The sequence below is a fragment of the Kytococcus sedentarius DSM 20547 genome, assembly GCF_000023925.1.
GTDB classification, from domain to species: Bacteria; Actinomycetota; Actinomycetes; order Actinomycetales; family Dermatophilaceae; genus Kytococcus; species Kytococcus sedentarius.
The window spans coordinates 263,081-277,701 of record NC_013169.1 but is presented as its reverse complement, the minus strand read 5'-3'; the positions used below and the strand labels follow the sequence as shown (position 1 = coordinate 277,701).

The following is a 14,621-nucleotide window of genomic DNA, read 5'->3' as shown; positions in this document are numbered from 1 at the left end:
CACTCCCCCGGAGGACACCATGTTCGAGAGCCTGCAGAACTTCACCGACAGCCTGCCGGAGGCCCTGCAGTGGGCCGGCGTGGCGCTGATCAGTGCCATCCCCTTCGTGGAGAGCTACTTCGGCTCCACGATCGGCATCCTGGCCGGGATGCACCCGGCCGTGGCCATCCCCGCCGCGATCGTGGGGAACATCGTCTCGATGGTGGTGATCGTCTCGCTGGCAGGCAAGGGCCGCGACCTGGCCGTCGGCGAGAAGGAGGACTCGCCGCGGCGGGCCAAGCTGCGCCGGACCTTCGACCGCTGGGGCGTTCCCGGTGTCTCGTTGCTGGGCCAGACCCTGCTGCCCAGCCAGATCACCTCGGCCATGATGGTCGGCTTCGGCGCGGACCGCCGGCAGGTCATCCTCTGGCAGTGCCTGAGCATCGTGCTCTGGGGCGTGGCCTTCGGGATGCTCGCCGCCGCGGGCGTGCAGTTCATCCGCTGAGTCGACGGTGCCACGGCGCCGCACCGGTGGAGGGGCCGGGGCGGCGCCAGGGCCTCAGTCGTTGCGGACCTCCAGGCCGTCCAGGCTGTGCGGGTGCTCGTCGATGGCCTGCACGGCCTCGGTGAACGGGCGCTCCACGTCCCGGCGCTGGTCCAGGTGGATGCCGGCGATCATGCACCGCACCGACCCACCGGCCAGCTCGATGGTGGGGATGTCCACCGCAACGATGCGGCAGGACTCCTCGATGGCGGCCACCTGGGCGTCCGTGAGCGAACGCAGCGCCCGGGCCGACATGGCCATGATCCGCTCCGGGTTGCCCTCTCCGTCCTTGCCCATCAGCTCGATGGCGTTGCCGGCGAACTCCCGCACCTGCTCCTCGGTGATCTCCACGATCTTGCGCCCGTTCACCGTGAGGCGCTCCCCCACGGCCCAGCGACGCTGCTCGTCGGCGATCATGTCCAGGGCGAACAGGGCCACGTCCGTACCGATCGTCGCGATGACGTTGGTGTGGTAGACCGGCACGCCGGCGGAGTCGACGGCGTCGAAGGCCATCGGCTCGTAGTTGAAGTCCGCACAGAAGCGCTCCAGCACCGTGGTGTCCGCCCGGTGGCTGCGCGCCGTGTAGGCGACCCGCGAGACGTGGTCGAGCACCATGGCGCCGGTGCCCTCCAGGAAGATGCCGTCGGGCTCCAGGCCGGAGTAGTCCACCACCGTCTGCACGCGGTAGGTGCTCTTCAGCATCTCCAGCACGTCGGTGCGGCGCTCCAGGCGCCGGTTGGAGGCGTACATCGGGTAGACCGCCACGTACCCCCCGGCGTGGGTGGAGACCCAGTTGTTCGGGAAGACGCTGTCGGGACGGGTCTGCTCGTCGTCCTCGAAGACGTGGACGGTCACGCCGGCCTCACGCAGGGCGTCGGCGAGCGCGTCCATCTCGGCGATCGCCCGCCGCGAGACCTCGGCGGGCTCCGTGCCCGCCTCCACCTCGGACTGGAAGGCGTTGTCCGCCGCCGTCGAGGGGTTGGGCGTGAAGTTCAGCGCGCGGATGAGGATGACGCTGGAGGGGGCCTGTGCACTCATGGGGCGAAACCTACCCACCCTCGGGCCGGCGGCCCAGCCGGGTCCGGGGCGCGTGCACCCGAGCGGCTGGGCCGTGGCCGGCGCCGTGGGCTCTCAGACGTTGTCGCCGCCGGTGTCCTGACGCACGCTGCCCTGCTGGGCATCGGCCTCGTCCTGGGCGTCACCCCACTGCCACTGGGCGACCTCGGGCAGGTCCTCCCCGTGCTCGTAGGCGTGGGCACGGGCCTGCAGTCGCTTGTCCTCCATGCGCTGGCGGAGCCGGGCGTAGCGCGAACCCAGGGCCGGCACGCGGTCGATGACGTCGACCACCAGCTGGTAGCGGTCCAGCTGGTTGCGCATCACCATGTCGAAGGGCGTGGTGGTGGTGCCCTCCTCGGTGTACCCGCGCACGTGGAAGTGTGATGCGGTGTCGTGCCGGTAGACCAGGCGGTGGATCAGCCACGGGTAGCCGTGGTACCCGAAGACCACGGGTGTGCCGGCGGGGAAAAGGGTGTGGAACTGCGTCTCGGACAGCCCGTGCGGGTGGGCCTTCTCGTCCTGCAGGCGCATCAGGTCCACCACGTTCACGACCCGGAAGGTCAGCCCCGGCACCTCCTCGCGCAGGATCTTCGCGGCCGCCAGGACCTCGATGGTGGGGATGTCGCCCGCGCAGCCCAGCACCACGTCGGGGTCGTCACCGTCGGACTCCGTCCCGGCCCACGGCCAAATGCCGATGCCGCGCACGCAGTGGGCGATCGCCTCCTCCATCGTCAACCACGTGGGGTTCGGCTGCTTGCCGGCCACCACCACGTTGACGTACTGCCGGGAGCGCAGGCAGTGGTCCACCGTCGAGAGCAGGGTGTTCGCGTCCGGCGGCAGGTACACCCGCACGATCTCCGCCTTCTTGTTGACCACGTGGTCGATGAACCCGGGGTCCTGGTGGGAGAAGCCGTTGTGGTCCTGCCGCCACACGTGCGAGGAGAGCAGGTAGTTCAACGAGGCCAGCGGGCGCCGCCACTCGAGCTGGTTGGTGACCTTGTACCACTTGGCGTGCTGGTTCACCATCGAGTCGACGATGTGGACGAAGGCCTCGTAGGAGTTCAGCATCCCGTGGCGCCCGGTGAGCAGGTAACCCTCCAGCCACCCCTGGCACTGGTGCTCCGAGAGCATCTCCAGCACCCGCCCGGCGCGCGCCATCGGGTCCTCGGCGTCGCTCGGGTGGTACTCGGCGTTCCACTGCTTGTCGGTGACCTCGTACACGGCCTGCAGGCGGTTCGACGCCGTCTCGTCCGGCCCGAACAGGCGGAAGGTCTCGGGGTTCCTGCGCATCACCTCCCGCAGGTAGCCCCCCAGCACGCTCGTCGCCTCCGAGAAGGGCTGGCCGGGTGAGGTCAGCTCGACGGCGTGGTCGCGGAAGTCCGGCAGCATCAGGTCGCGCAGCACGCTGCCGCCGTTGGTGATGGGGTTGGCCGACATGCGCTTCTCGCCCTGCGGCGCCATCGCGGCGATCTCGGGCAACAGGGCGCCGTCCTGGGCGAAGAGCTCCTCCGGCCGGTACGAGCGCAGCCAGTTCGCGAGGACCTCCAGGTGCTCGGGGGTGTCACGGGCGTTGGCCAGCGGCACCTGGTGCGAGCGCCAGTGACCCTCGGTCTGCTTGCCATCCACCTGCTCGGGGCCGGTCCACCCCTTGGGGGTGCGGAACACGATCATCGGCCAGGCTGGGCGCGGCGAGTCCGGCCCCGCATCGGCCTTGATCTGCGCGATGAGGTCGAGCGCCTCGTCCAGCACGGCGGCGAACCGGCGGTGGACGGAGAGCTCGTCCTCGTCGTCGAACCCGGCGGTGAACAGCAGCGGCGTGTGGCCGTAGCCCCGCATCAGGGAGACGAGCTCCTCCTCGGGGATGCGGGCCAGCACCGTCGGGTTGGCGATCTTGTACCCGTTGAGGTGCAGCACCGGCAGGACCACCCCGTCGTGCTGCGGGTCCGAGAACTTGTTCGCGTGCCAGGAGGTCGCCAGCGGCCCGGTCTCGGCCTCCCCGTCACCGACGACCGTGAAGGCGATCTGGTCGGGGTTGTCCAGCATCGCCCCGTAGGCGTGCGAGAGCGAATACCCCAGCTCCCCGCCCTCGTGGATCGACCCCGGGACCTCCGGCGCCACGTGGGAGGGGATGCCGCCGGGGAAGGAGAACTGCTTGCACAGGCGCTGCAGCCCGTCGAGGTCCTGCCCCACGTCGGGGTAGGTCTCGGTCCAGGTGCCCTCGAGGTAGGTGGCGGCCACCAGACCCGGTCCGCCGTGGCCGGGCCCGGTGACGTAGCACGCGTTCAGGCCCCGCTGGCGGATGGCGCGGTTGAAGTGCGCGTAGAGGAAGGTCAGGCCCGGGGTGGTGCCCCAGTGGCCCAGCAGGCGGGGCTTCACGTGCTCGGGCGCGAGCTCCTCCCGCAGCAGCGGGTTGTCCAGCAGGTAGATCTGCCCCACGGAGAGGTAGTTCGCCGCGCGCCACCACGCGTGCAGGCGGCGGGCCTCCTCGTCGTCCAGGGGCGTGGCGGGGTCATCGGGCCAGGCGGGGACGGTGATCATCGGCACTCCCGGTGCGGGTGGTTCGGCTGTTGGCGGGTGTCAGCGCTTCTCGGCGAGCAGGTCCTGGTAGTCGGGGTGCTCGCTGATCCAGTTCTCCACGTACGGGCAGGTCGGGATCACCGACAGCCCCTTGGAGCGGGCGTCGTCCAGGGCCGTGCGCACCACCTGCCCGGCGATGCCCTGGCCCTGGTGGCCCGCATCGGTCTCGGTGTGGGTGATCTCCATGGTCTGTCCCGCCAGGCGGTAGTCGGCCAGACCCACGACCTCGCCGTCGAGCAGGGCCTCGTAGCGGCTGGTCTCGGGATTGCTGCGGATGGTCACCTCGGACATGGGTCCTCCTGCGGAAGTCGGTTGGTCCGGCACCGGGTGCTCCCGGCCCCGTCCAGCCTAGGGGCGATCACGGCCGACCGCGCGTCATCCACTGTCCGGGCTCGGGCAGCACCTGCCAGCCGTACCGCTCGTACAGCCCGTGGGCGTCATGCGTGGCCAGGACGATGCGGTTGAGACCCATCGGCTCGCACTCGGCCAGCATCCCCTGGACCAGCTGGTGGGAGATGCCCTGCCCGCGCACGGCCGGGTCGACGTACACATCACACAGCCAGGCGAAGGTGGTGTGGTCGGTGACCAGCCGGGCGTAACCGACCTGCTGTCCGTCCTCGTCGTAGGCGCCGAGGTTGAGCGAGTGGGCGATGGTGGACTCCACCGTCTCCCGCGACCGCCCCCGTGCCCAGTAGGTGTCGGTCGACAGCCAGTGGTGGATGCGGTCGACGTCGAGCAGCGCCGGGTCCGTGGAGAGCGTCACTGTGATCATGGGCACCATCCTGTCAGCGCACGTGGCGCTCCCCCACCTCGCGCAGGCGACGACGCTGCTGGGCGGCCGCCCCCGCATCGGACCCACGCCCTCGCTCCTCCAGGTGGGCCGCGACGCGTTCCCGGTGCTCGGTCGGCTTCTCGTCGTCGTACTTGAACGAGGCCACCACCTCCCGCACCGGCAGGCGCAGGGCGCGGATGGCCGGCAGCATCCGGGCGTAGGGACCGTCGGTGGGCGAGACCTCGGCGTGGCCCCCGTCGGGCTGCAGGTCGGCGAACTGCCAGGTGAGCACCTCGGCGATGCCGGCGGGGTCGTCCACCACCTGCACGCCGCAGCGGAACTGCACGCTGGCGTAGTAGCTGGTCGGCACCCCCTCGGCCGGGGGCACGCCGGGCTTCGCGCGCCAGTCGTTGCGCACGTAGGCGCTGTCGCCGGTGACCACGAAGCGCACCTCGGTGGCGGCCTCCAGGTGCTTCCAGACGGGGTTGACCCGTGCCAGGTGCAGCACGACCTCGTCCCCGGTCAGGGTCGCGTGCGCCGGCACCACCAGCGGTGCCCCCGCGGGGTCGGTGTTGTTGACCGCAAGCGCCCCGAACATCTCGGGGCCCTCCAGCCAGGTCCGCCACTCGGCGGCGTCCACGGGGGCGTTCTCGGGGAAGACCAGCATCAGGCGGCGCTCCTCGTGACGAGGCGACGGGCGGTGCGGATGTCCGGGCCCAGCCGGCCCAGGCGGAGGATGAGGTCGTCGGCGGCGGCGGTGAGCTCCGCATCGGTCAGGGGGTCCAGCGCGTCGAGGATGAACAGCGCCGCGGTGGTGCCCTCGTGCAGGGCGGTGCGGGGGCCCTGGCGCCAGTTCCAGCGGCGGCAGGTGACGCCCGCGTCGTCGCACCACACCACCTCGCCGGGGCGTGGGTGCTCCACGGCCTCCTCGCCACCGGAGACCACGGTGAACGGCTCGTCGCCGGTGGCCCGCACCAGGCGGGCGGTGCCGGCGTAGCGGTCGAGATCCTCACCACCCAGCGGCATGCCGTGCAGCACCGAGACCGCGTTGTACAGGTCGGTGAGCCGGTTGACGCGCGGGAGGCCGTCGGCGGCCGCGCGGCGGAGCAGGGACTCCAAGCTGTTGCGCGTGCGCTGCGGCTTGGCCCCGAACGCACGGTAGGCCCCGCGCCAGGCGGCGACCAGGGGCAGTTCCTCCACCGGCGCGGCGGACAGCTGCTCGGCCGCGTGCGCGTCGGCGCGGGCGAGGAGCTCCTCGGCCTCGGCGTCGGTGCCGCCGGGCTCGATGCCGTCGACCGCCACCAGCATGGCCCGGTAGTCCGGGCGCAGGGCGAACACGTCGTCGTCCACGGAGCACTGCTCGAGGAAGGCCTGCAGCTCGGTCTGGTCGCGCACGGGGTTCCTCCTGGGTCGCGGGGGCCTGCGGGCGCGGGCCCGGTGGGGCGCCGGCCCGATGGCGCGGGCTCACCCCATCCTCCCCGGCGCGGCCCTGCACCCGCCACACTGGGGTGATGACGACCCTCGCGGACTTCTCCGCCACCGCGCTCGATGGCACCGACCAGTCCCTCGCGCAGTACGCCGGACAGGTGGCCCTCGTGGTCAACACCGCCAGCAAGTGCGGGTTCACCCCGCAGTACCGGGGCCTCGAGGAGCTCTACCAGCAGCACCGGGACGCCGGGTTCGTGGTGCTCGGGTTCCCGTGCAACCAGTTCGCGCACCAGGAGCCGGGCAGCGCGGAGGAGATCGCGGACTTCTGCTCGGTGAACTACGGCGTGAGCTTCCCGATGTTCGCCAGGGTGGACGTCAACGGTGCCGGTGCGCACCCCCTGTGGCGCTGGCTCAAGCAGGAGAAGGGCGGTCTGGGGGTGAGCACCGTCAAGTGGAACTTCACCAAGTTCCTGGTGGGGAGGGACGGCCGCGTGATCCGGCGCTACGGCCCCGCGACCGCGCCGGCACGGATCGGGGCCGACATCGAGCGGGCCCTGGCGACCTGAGCCCCGCCCACACCAGAGCCGCCCCGGGCCGGTGGCCCGAGGCGGCTGGAGGGGCAGCGCGTCAGCAGGCGACGGACTTGATGCTGTCCTTGGTGCTCTTGTCGGTGTACTTGCAGGTGTCCACCAGCGAGCCGGCACGGTTGCGGAGGGTGGCGGTGTCGCCGGTGTTGTTCCACACGTAGCTGGTCTTGCCCCAGTAGCGGTGGCCGGGTGTGGTGGCCCCGCGGGCGTTGGTGTTCGTGCCCTTGCCGGTGTGGATGCGGACCGTTCCCTTGGCCGGGATGGTGGTGGTGGGCAGCGTGTAGCGGAAGCCCGTGGCGTCCTTCACGGTCCAGCCGGTGACGGTGCGGGACACCGAGGTGGTGTTCTTCAGGACGATGTACTCCGCGTTGAGGCTGCGGGTGGAGTAGTCGTCCTTGGTGGCCCCGAAGGAGTCGTAGACGATCTGGCTGATCATGACGGCGGGAAGGGCCTCGGCGGCTGGGGCGATGAGCATGGCAGGGGCCAGGAGAGCGGCCGAGGTAAGGCCCCCCAACATGCGAGAGTGACGGTTCACGTACCCAGTCTGCCCTACGGCGGGCCCCCCGGCGACCAGGAACGGTCAGGCCGCCCGGGTGCCGCCGGCGTCCACGATGCCGCGGGCTGTCGCGTCGTCGGCGCACACCCCCATCGGGGAAGGTGCGCGGACACCCCCCCCGCCCGGATGAGGGGGGCTGGCAGAGTGACCGGCACGCACCCCTGCCGGGGCGCGCCGGCCCGGGTGGCCCGTGCGACCGACAGGGGCCGGACGACAGGAGGATCCGCATGGGGCGGATGGGTGGCGTGACGGAAGGCGACGGGTCGGAGCTGACGCCGGTGACGGGGTGGCAGTCGCTGTGGCGGGGGCAGTACCTCACCACCACGCACGGTCACGAGTACGCGCTGGACGTGGACTTCTTCGACGTTGGGGAGAAGCTGCACCTGTACCGCGATGGCCGCCAGGTGGCCGTGGGGCGCACCCAGGCGGTGTTCTTCTCGCTGACGGTGCTGCTGGTGGCCCTGGGGCTCGAGCTGCCGCAGCTGCTGCAGGCGTTCACGCGAGCGGACTGGTGGCAGGAGCTCACCGGGTGGACCTTCCGCTCCCCCATCGAGCTGCCCGAGCAGGTGAACACCGGCCTGTCCCTGGCCGGGGTGCTGGCGGGCCTGGAGCGCGCCCTGCGGATGCAGCACAACGCCCTGCTGGACGAGTGAGCGAGGGGCGTCCCGGCACCAGGTCCCACGCCCTCCCCGGCTGACGGAGGGGGTCGACAGGCCCTCGCACCCGCCCTAATGTGGACGGTGTTCACATATCTCGAGGTCCGTCATCGGACGACCCACCGGAGGCGCCCATGCGCATCATCGTCACGCAGAACATCACGTTGGAGGGCCGCGCGTCCTCGGGCGGGGTCACGGACACCGCCCCGGAGGTCGCCGAGGCCGTGCCGTCCGGCGGCGCCGCATGAGCGCGCTGACCGAGCGCGTGCAGCAGGTGATCGACGCCAGCACGATCCCCGGCGCGGTCACGCTGGTCGCCCGCGGCGGGGACGTCCGCATCGCGGCCCAGGGGGCGATGGCCCACGGTGGTGCGCCGATGCCCGAGGACGCGATCTTCCGCATCATGTCCATGACCAAGCCGGTGCTCACGGTCGCGACCCTGCGCATGGTGCAGTCCGGCCGGCTGGGCCTGGACGACCCGGTCCAACGCTGGCTGCCGGAGCTGGCCGACCGCACGGTGCTGCGCACGCCCACCGCCGCCCTCGATGAGGTGGAGCCCACCCGTCGCCCGATCACCGTGCGGCACCTGCTGACGAACGGCTCCGGCTACGGCATGGAGATGGCCGACACCCCGCTGGCCCGGGGGTACGAGCAGGCCGGCATGGCCGCCGGGCCCGAGCCCATCTCCCCCGGCGCCGACGCCTGGCTGTCCCGCCTCGCGACGCTGCCCCTGGCCCACCACCCCGGCGAGGGCTTCCGTTACCACCACTCGTTCGCAGTGCTGGGGATCCTGCTGCAGCGGGTGGCCGGGGTGGCGCGCCAGGCGCTGCTGGAGCGCGAGGTGCTGGGCCCGCTGGGCATGGTGGACACCGGCGAGCGCGTGGGCCCGGACCAGGCCCACCGGTTGCCGGCTGCGGCCACCTGGCGGGGTGAGGAGCTCGTGGAGCTCGAACCGGCCGGGGGTGGCTTCCACGTGGGGCCCGCCCCCTACGACACGGCCCACGGGGAGCTGGTCTCCACCGCCGCGGACTACCTGCGGCTCGCGCGGATGCTGGCCGACGGCGGCCACGTGGACGGCCAGCCCTTCCTGGACCCGTCCCTGGTGGCCGGGATGCTGCGTGACCAGACCCCTGCCGTGGCCAAGACGCCGGAGAGCTTCTTCCCGGGGTTCTGGAGCGGCACCGGGTGGGGCTGGGGCGGCGCCGTGGTGCTCGAGGGGCACCACGCCGGGCGCTACGGCTGGTCCGGCGGCCTCGGGACGGACTTCTTCGTCGACCCCGACGGCACCATCGGCCTCCTGCTCACCCAGGTGGAGATGGGCGAGCGCACGATGCCCCTGTTCAGCGCGTTCAACGATCTCGCCCGCAGCTGAGTTCCCGGGTGCCCCGCCGCCCGGGCACCGCGGCGCCGCGCCCGCATCAGGCCAGGTCGAACTCGCGGACGTACTCCGGGGTGAGGCCCGCGTACCCGCCCCACGCGATGGTGGACGGGTGGCCCGTCTCGATCGACTCCTGCAGGCGGTCCAGGTAGTACTCCCACCCCGGCCCGACGTCCCGCACCATCTCGCGATTGCTCAGGGGCTGGCTGAAGGTCAGCGCGGTCCCCGGCTCGGCCTCGGTCAACGCGACGTCGATGGTCCACACCTGCGTGGGGTCCTCGTGGACGTTGCGCGCCCGCAGGTGGTGGGGCGGGTCGCACTCCTCGATGACGTAGGGCTCGGTGGGCATGTCCTCCTCGAAGGCCCAGGTCACCTCCACCTGTCCCGATGCGGGGTCGCCCGCCCACGTGGCGAACCACAGCCCCAGCCGGTCGGACTCGGTGAACGCTGCCCACACCTCCTCGACGGGGGCCTCGATGCCGCGCCGCAGCACGAGGTGGTCGGTGCCGTCGATCTGCTCGTGCCGTCCGGTGATCATGTGTCCTCCTGGTGGACCTGCTGGCCTTCCCGGCGGGAAGCTCCTCCAGCCAACTCCTCGGCGGCCGTGGTGTCCACCCCCGCGCCGGTTGCTTACCGTGGGGTCATGGCGACTGCACAGGGAACCCTTGACTGGAAGCCGCTCGGCGAGCACCTCGACCTGGTGGCACCGCCGGTGGCGGACGCGTTCGGCGCCGGCGCCCTGCCGACGGCGCAGGTGTGCGAGATCGACCCAGGGCTGGCCGACACCGCGGCCTTCTGCGAGACCTACGACGTCCTGCCCGAGGCCTCGGCCAACTGCGTGGTCGTCGAGGGGCGCCGCGGGGAGCAGACCACCCGTGCGGCGGTGCTCGTGCTGGCCACCGACCGGGCCGACGTGAACAAGACCGTCCGCAAGCACCTGGGGGTCCGCAAGGTCTCGTTCGCCGACCAGCCCTCCACCGAGGAGGCCACCGGCATGACCTCCGGCGGGATCACCCCCATCGGGTTGCCGGGCGAGTGGCCGGTGCTGGTGGACCAGGCGGTGGCCACGGCCGAGTGGGTCGTCATCGGGGGCGGTGTCCGCGGGTCGAAGCTGCTGGCCTCCGGTGCCGAGCTCGCGGCCCTGTCCGGCGCCGAGGTGCTCGACCTGACGATCCCCGCTGCCTGAGTCGGCCGCCCAAGCCAGCAGCGAGGCCAGACCGGAGGGTCGGCCCCCAGGCCCCCAGGCCGCCAGGGCCCTCAGTCCTCGGGGGCGTCCCCGAAGGCGGGTCGGTTGCTCTGGTCCATCGCGAAGGGACCGCCCACGTGGCGCCCCTCCGCCGCGTCATGCGGGCGGGCCTCGATGCGGTCGGCGTACGCCTCCGCATCGTCCTGCGGCGCGTAGCCCAGGGCCTGCCCGGGCGCCAGGTCCCACCAACCACGCGTGTTCGCACTCACGCCGTAGAGCACCGCGAAGCCGGGGTCCGGGGCGGTGAGGCCCGCCTGCACCATGCGCACCGCATCGGCCGGGGAGAGCCAGGTCGACAGCGCGCGCACGGACGTGGGCTCGGGCAGCATGCTGCCGATGCGGCAGGCCACCGCCTCGACCCCGTACCGGTCGACGTACAGGCTGAGCAGGGCCTCGCCGGCCACCTTGCCGACGCCGTAGAAGGTGTCCGGGCGCGGGGGGGTGTCCACGCCCAGCAGGTCGGTCCGGGGAGTGCGGCCCACCGCGTGGTTCGACGAGGCGTACACGATGCGGCGCACGTCATGGGCGACCATCGCCTCGAGCACGGCGGCCGCGGTGTGCAGGTGCGAGGTGAGGATGGTCGGCAGGTCCGCCTCCACCGGGTGGGCGGCCAGGTGCACCACCGCATCGAGTCGCTCGGCGGAGAACACGTCGTCCACGGCGACCGGGTCGGCGCAGTCGACCGTGTGCCAGGCGACGGCTGCGGGCAGGTCAGCCGGTGCGTCGGCGCGGTCCAGGCCGACCACCTCGTGACCCAGGTCGAGCAGCCCGTGGACGACCACCCGCCCGACCTTCCCCGCTGCCCCGGTGACGAGCACCCGCATCAGGCGCCCTGCCCCGCATCGGCCTGCTCGGCCCCTCCCGCCTCCACCTCGTGCGGCGAGCGCAGGATGCAGAACTCGTTGCCCTCCGGGTCGGCGAGCACCACCCAGCCGGTGCCGGTCCCGTGGATGCCGCGGCAGTCCTCCACCTGGGTGGCCCCCAGCGTGAGGACGCGCTGGACCTCCTCGTCGCGCGTCACCCCATCGCGCGGCCGCAGGTCGAAGTGGATGCGGTTCTTGACCGCCTTGGCGTCGGGGACCTCGAGGAACAGGATCACGTGCCCGGACTGCGGGTCGTGGATGGCGCACTCCTCGTGGCCGGGCTCGTTGGGATCGTCGACGTCCATCTCGTAGGCCAGGAGCTCACGCCAGAACTCGGAGAGCTCGTAGGCGTTGCGGCAGTCGACGGACGTGTGGGAGACGAAACAGGTCATGCCCACATGATGACGGGGATCCCCACCGGGTACCAGTGGGAATCCCCGTCGGGGTGCGGGCGTGGATCAGGCGTCGGGCGCCAGGATCTCCGGCAGCACCGCCCGGAAGGTGTCGCTCACGAACTGGGCCGGGTGGATGTGGCCCTTCTTGCCCTTGGCGTTGGCCAGCTCGTCCGCCCAGCGGGCCGAGGCCTCACGCTGGTTGGGCGTGCCGTGGTGCCCGTCCGAGGTGAACGAGCAGTCCCCCACCTCGCCGAAGGACTCGATGAAGTCCACCACCCGCTGCTGACGCAGGCGCTCACCGCGAGGGTGGCTCAGGTAGTAACCGGCCATCGCGTCGGCCTCGAGCTCGGTCTCGCGGGTGGCCTCGGCGTCGCGGGCGTGGTCGTCGAAGAGGCCCAGCTCGTACTGCACGTGGTGGCCGTACTCGTGGGCCAGGATCCCGCGGGGGCCGACGTCGCCCAGGCCGAGACCCTCCATCGCCTCGATGATGCCGTCGCCCATGATGATCTTGTCCGGCAGACCGAGCTGCTCCTCCTCCGGCGACGGGGCATCGGAGTAGGCGAACGCGTTCAGCGTGAAGATCGGGTGGTCACCGCCCTCGAACTTGGGGTCGGCGAGGAGCTCCTGCACCAAGTCGGCCATCTCCTGGGCATCCGCCTCGGACACCCCATAGAGGACGGTCAGGAAGGGCACGATGCGGGCGTCGTCCATGAGCACGTCACCGTGCATGGCACCCAGCTGGATGTCGGAGCCCTCGGTGTCCCAGAACTTCTGGAGCTTGCCGAAGGTCTTGGTCATCTCGTGGGTGCGCTCCCCGTCCTCACCGAAGGTCTGGGGGCCGTCGGGCTGGAAGAGCAGGGCCTCGTACATCGGCCAGTCCAGGGCCCCGGTGAGCTGCAGGATCAGGATGTCGAAGAGCTCCCAGTCGGCCAGCTGGGCGTCCACCCAGACGTTGAGCTCGGTGGGCCCGCACTCGTACTGGGATCCGTCGATGGCCCGCTGGAGGGCGGCGGCGCGGGCATCGGTGTCGATGTGGAGGCGCTCGGCGAGGGCGTCGGCCTTCGGCGTCTGGGCCGGCACCAGCTCCTGGAGGCGCTCGAGGATCGCCTGCTTGCGGGCCTCGCTCGGGCCGTTCTCCGCGGTCGCCGCAGCAGGGGCCGGGGCGGTGGCGTCGAGGGGCGCGGCCGTCACGGCCGTACCCGTCATGCCCATGGCCAGGGAGAGGCCGAGGGCGGTGGTCATCCACGTGGAGCGCATATGTGTGTGTGTTCCTTTCAGGGGGGCCCACCCGTGCGTGGGCCGGTCCCTTGAGGCCACCACGGATGTGATCTTCGACACAACCAGGCCCGGGGACTTCATACGGAATCGTTACCTGGGACGACTCAGCCCTGCGGTTCGCCGGCCGACCCGACGCCGACGTTGCACCCGCAGTCATGTCGAACTTGTCGGTCAGGTCGCCGTGCATGGAGGCAGGACGCGGCGGGTGGCCGGCGCAGCAGCAGCGCCGATCGGGCGCGTCCCCCTCGTCGACCCCTGACGGCCCTCTGACCCTCCGCCGCCCCGACGAAGCGGTCGGAGACGATGAGGCCATGACCACCCAGGCGACCGCTCCCCCATCGACCACCTCGGGCGCTCCGGGAGGGCGCGCCCTCACCGTGGCCGTCCTCTCCCTGATGGGGGCGACGCTCTTCTGGGCGGGCAACTACGTGGTGGGTGCGGCGGCGGTGGAAACGATCGACCCGGTGAGTCTGGTCTGGCTGCGCTGGGTGATCGCGGTGGTGCCGCTGCTCGCGCTGGCCCAGTGGTTGGAGCGTCCCGACTGGCGCGCGCTGCTGCGGCAGTGGCCGTGGATCGTGGGGCTCAGTGCGTTGGGGATGATCGCCTACACGTGGCTGCTGTACGTCGCACTGGAGTACACCCCGCCCTTCAACGCCTCGCTCATCAACGCGTTCAACCCGGCCCTCATCGTGCTGATGGCGGTGCTCCTACTCGGTGACCGTATGACCGCGCGCAAGGTCGTGGGCGTGGCGCTGGCGCTGGTGGGGGTGCTCGTGGTGATCAGTGGCGGCGACATCGCGGCCGTCTTCAGGACCGGCGTGGGAACCGGAGAGCTGTTCATGGTGTCTGCCGTGTGCGTGTGGACGGCGTACACCATCGCTGGGCGCATGTCCCCGACGCTGCCGCCGGTGAGCTCGACCGCGCTGCAGGCGGTGGTCGCGGTGGTGGTCATGGCACCGGTGACCTTCGCGATGGGGGGACCGACGCTCCCGCCGAGCTCCGGGTCGCTGTGGGCGTTGCTGTTCATCGCGGTCTTCCCCTCAGTGCTGTCGTACCTGTTGTGGAACCGGGCACTGGAGGTGATCCCCGCCAGCAGTGCCGGGGTGTTCATGAACCTGGTGACCGTGTACGTGGCGGCCTTCACGGTGCTCAGCGGTGGGCGGATCACGGTGCCCGAGGCGGTCGGGGGCGTGCTGGTGATCACCGGCGTGGTGCTGACCAACGTGCAGCGGCGGATCCGGCCGGGGGCGGCGACGACGAGGCCGGGCTGAGCAGCGCGACCACCACCCGGAGCCGCGAGGAGTGG

The 14,621-nt window shown here is 71.6% G+C and carries 17 protein-coding genes; 6 read left to right on the top strand and 11 right to left on the bottom strand.

What is annotated here, in order from left to right; all coding sequences use genetic code 11:
* The first annotated feature begins 19 nt into the window (after positions 1-19).
* Positions 20-484: a small multi-drug export protein gene (locus tag KSED_RS01365; RefSeq protein ID WP_012801782.1), complete on the top strand. Its 465-nt coding sequence runs from the start codon at positions 20-22 to the stop codon at positions 482-484.
* A 54-nt stretch (positions 485-538) separates the two neighbouring features.
* Here KSED_RS01365 and ctlX read toward each other — a convergent pair whose 3' ends face one another.
* The 6 genes from ctlX to KSED_RS01335 form a co-directional block, all read right to left on the bottom strand.
* Positions 539-1,561, bottom strand: coding sequence for a citrulline utilization hydrolase CtlX (gene ctlX, locus KSED_RS01360; RefSeq protein WP_012801781.1), 1,023 nt, complete (start codon positions 1,559-1,561; stop codon positions 539-541).
* A 93-nt stretch (positions 1,562-1,654) separates the two neighbouring features.
* Positions 1,655-4,117, bottom strand: coding sequence for a phosphoketolase family protein (locus KSED_RS01355; RefSeq protein WP_012801780.1), 2,463 nt, complete (start codon positions 4,115-4,117; stop codon positions 1,655-1,657).
* Between the two features lie 39 nt (positions 4,118-4,156).
* The gene (locus KSED_RS01350; RefSeq protein ID WP_012801779.1) at positions 4,157-4,447 is read right to left on the bottom strand and encodes a GNAT family N-acetyltransferase; all 291 of its coding nucleotides are present in this window, start codon (positions 4,445-4,447) and stop codon (positions 4,157-4,159) included.
* 67 nt (positions 4,448-4,514) lie between these two features.
* Positions 4,515-4,928, bottom strand: a complete 414-nt coding sequence (locus tag KSED_RS01345) for a GNAT family N-acetyltransferase (protein ID WP_012801778.1) — start codon at positions 4,926-4,928, stop codon at positions 4,515-4,517.
* A 13-nt stretch (positions 4,929-4,941) separates the two neighbouring features.
* Entirely contained in the window at positions 4,942-5,595 is a 654-nt protein-coding gene (locus KSED_RS01340) for an FMN-binding negative transcriptional regulator (protein WP_012801777.1), read from the bottom strand.
* The gene (locus tag KSED_RS01335) at positions 5,595-6,323 is read right to left on the bottom strand and encodes a B3/B4 domain-containing protein (protein ID WP_012801776.1); all 729 of its coding nucleotides are present in this window, start codon (positions 6,321-6,323) and stop codon (positions 5,595-5,597) included. The genes KSED_RS01340 and KSED_RS01335 overlap by 1 nt, the downstream gene beginning before the upstream one ends.
* 116 nt (positions 6,324-6,439) lie before the next feature.
* On the opposite strand from KSED_RS01335, the gene KSED_RS01330 reads away from it, so the two are divergent.
* Complete coding sequence (locus tag KSED_RS01330) at positions 6,440-6,922, top strand: glutathione peroxidase (protein WP_012801775.1); 483 nt, start codon at positions 6,440-6,442, stop codon at positions 6,920-6,922.
* A gap of 61 nt (positions 6,923-6,983) precedes the next feature.
* On the opposite strand, the gene KSED_RS01325 is transcribed toward KSED_RS01330, so the two are convergent.
* Positions 6,984-7,478, bottom strand: coding sequence for a lamin tail domain-containing protein (locus KSED_RS01325; RefSeq protein WP_012801774.1), 495 nt, complete (start codon positions 7,476-7,478; stop codon positions 6,984-6,986).
* 248 nt (positions 7,479-7,726) lie between these two features.
* Here KSED_RS01325 and KSED_RS13300 point away from each other — a divergent pair, with 248 nt between their 5' ends.
* Both KSED_RS13300 and KSED_RS01315 read left to right on the top strand, forming a co-directional pair.
* Positions 7,727-8,152 (top strand): hypothetical protein, encoded by a 426-nt coding sequence (locus KSED_RS13300; protein WP_012801773.1) that lies wholly within the window; start codon positions 7,727-7,729, stop codon positions 8,150-8,152.
* A 247-nt stretch (positions 8,153-8,399) separates the two neighbouring features.
* Positions 8,400-9,527 (top strand): serine hydrolase domain-containing protein, encoded by a 1,128-nt coding sequence (locus KSED_RS01315; RefSeq protein WP_012801771.1) that lies wholly within the window; start codon positions 8,400-8,402, stop codon positions 9,525-9,527.
* A 46-nt stretch (positions 9,528-9,573) separates the two neighbouring features.
* Here the strand turns inward: KSED_RS01315 and KSED_RS01310 are convergent, their stop codons facing one another.
* A complete protein-coding gene (locus KSED_RS01310; protein ID WP_012801770.1) occupies positions 9,574-10,071 on the bottom strand; it encodes an SRPBCC domain-containing protein in 498 nt (165 codons plus the stop codon).
* Between the two features lie 105 nt (positions 10,072-10,176).
* On the opposite strand from KSED_RS01310, the gene KSED_RS01305 reads away from it, so the two are divergent.
* A complete protein-coding gene (locus KSED_RS01305; protein ID WP_012801769.1) occupies positions 10,177-10,719 on the top strand; it encodes a YbaK/EbsC family protein in 543 nt (180 codons plus the stop codon).
* Positions 10,720-10,790: 71 nt separating this feature from the next.
* On the opposite strand, the gene KSED_RS01300 is transcribed toward KSED_RS01305, so the two are convergent.
* From KSED_RS01300 to KSED_RS13295, 3 genes are all read right to left on the bottom strand, one after another.
* Positions 10,791-11,603, bottom strand: coding sequence for an NAD-dependent epimerase/dehydratase family protein (locus KSED_RS01300; RefSeq protein ID WP_012801768.1), 813 nt, complete (start codon positions 11,601-11,603; stop codon positions 10,791-10,793).
* Complete coding sequence (locus KSED_RS01295; RefSeq protein ID WP_012801767.1) at positions 11,603-12,034, bottom strand: VOC family protein; 432 nt, start codon at positions 12,032-12,034, stop codon at positions 11,603-11,605. The genes KSED_RS01300 and KSED_RS01295 overlap by 1 nt, the downstream gene beginning before the upstream one ends.
* A gap of 66 nt (positions 12,035-12,100) precedes the next feature.
* Entirely contained in the window at positions 12,101-13,294 is a 1,194-nt protein-coding gene (locus KSED_RS13295; protein WP_012801766.1) for a neutral zinc metallopeptidase, read from the bottom strand.
* A gap of 332 nt (positions 13,295-13,626) precedes the next feature.
* Between KSED_RS13295 and KSED_RS01285 the strand changes: the two genes are divergently transcribed.
* Positions 13,627-14,586 (top strand): DMT family transporter, encoded by a 960-nt coding sequence (locus KSED_RS01285; RefSeq protein WP_012801765.1) that lies wholly within the window; start codon positions 13,627-13,629, stop codon positions 14,584-14,586.
* Positions 14,587-14,621: the final 35 nt, after the last annotated feature.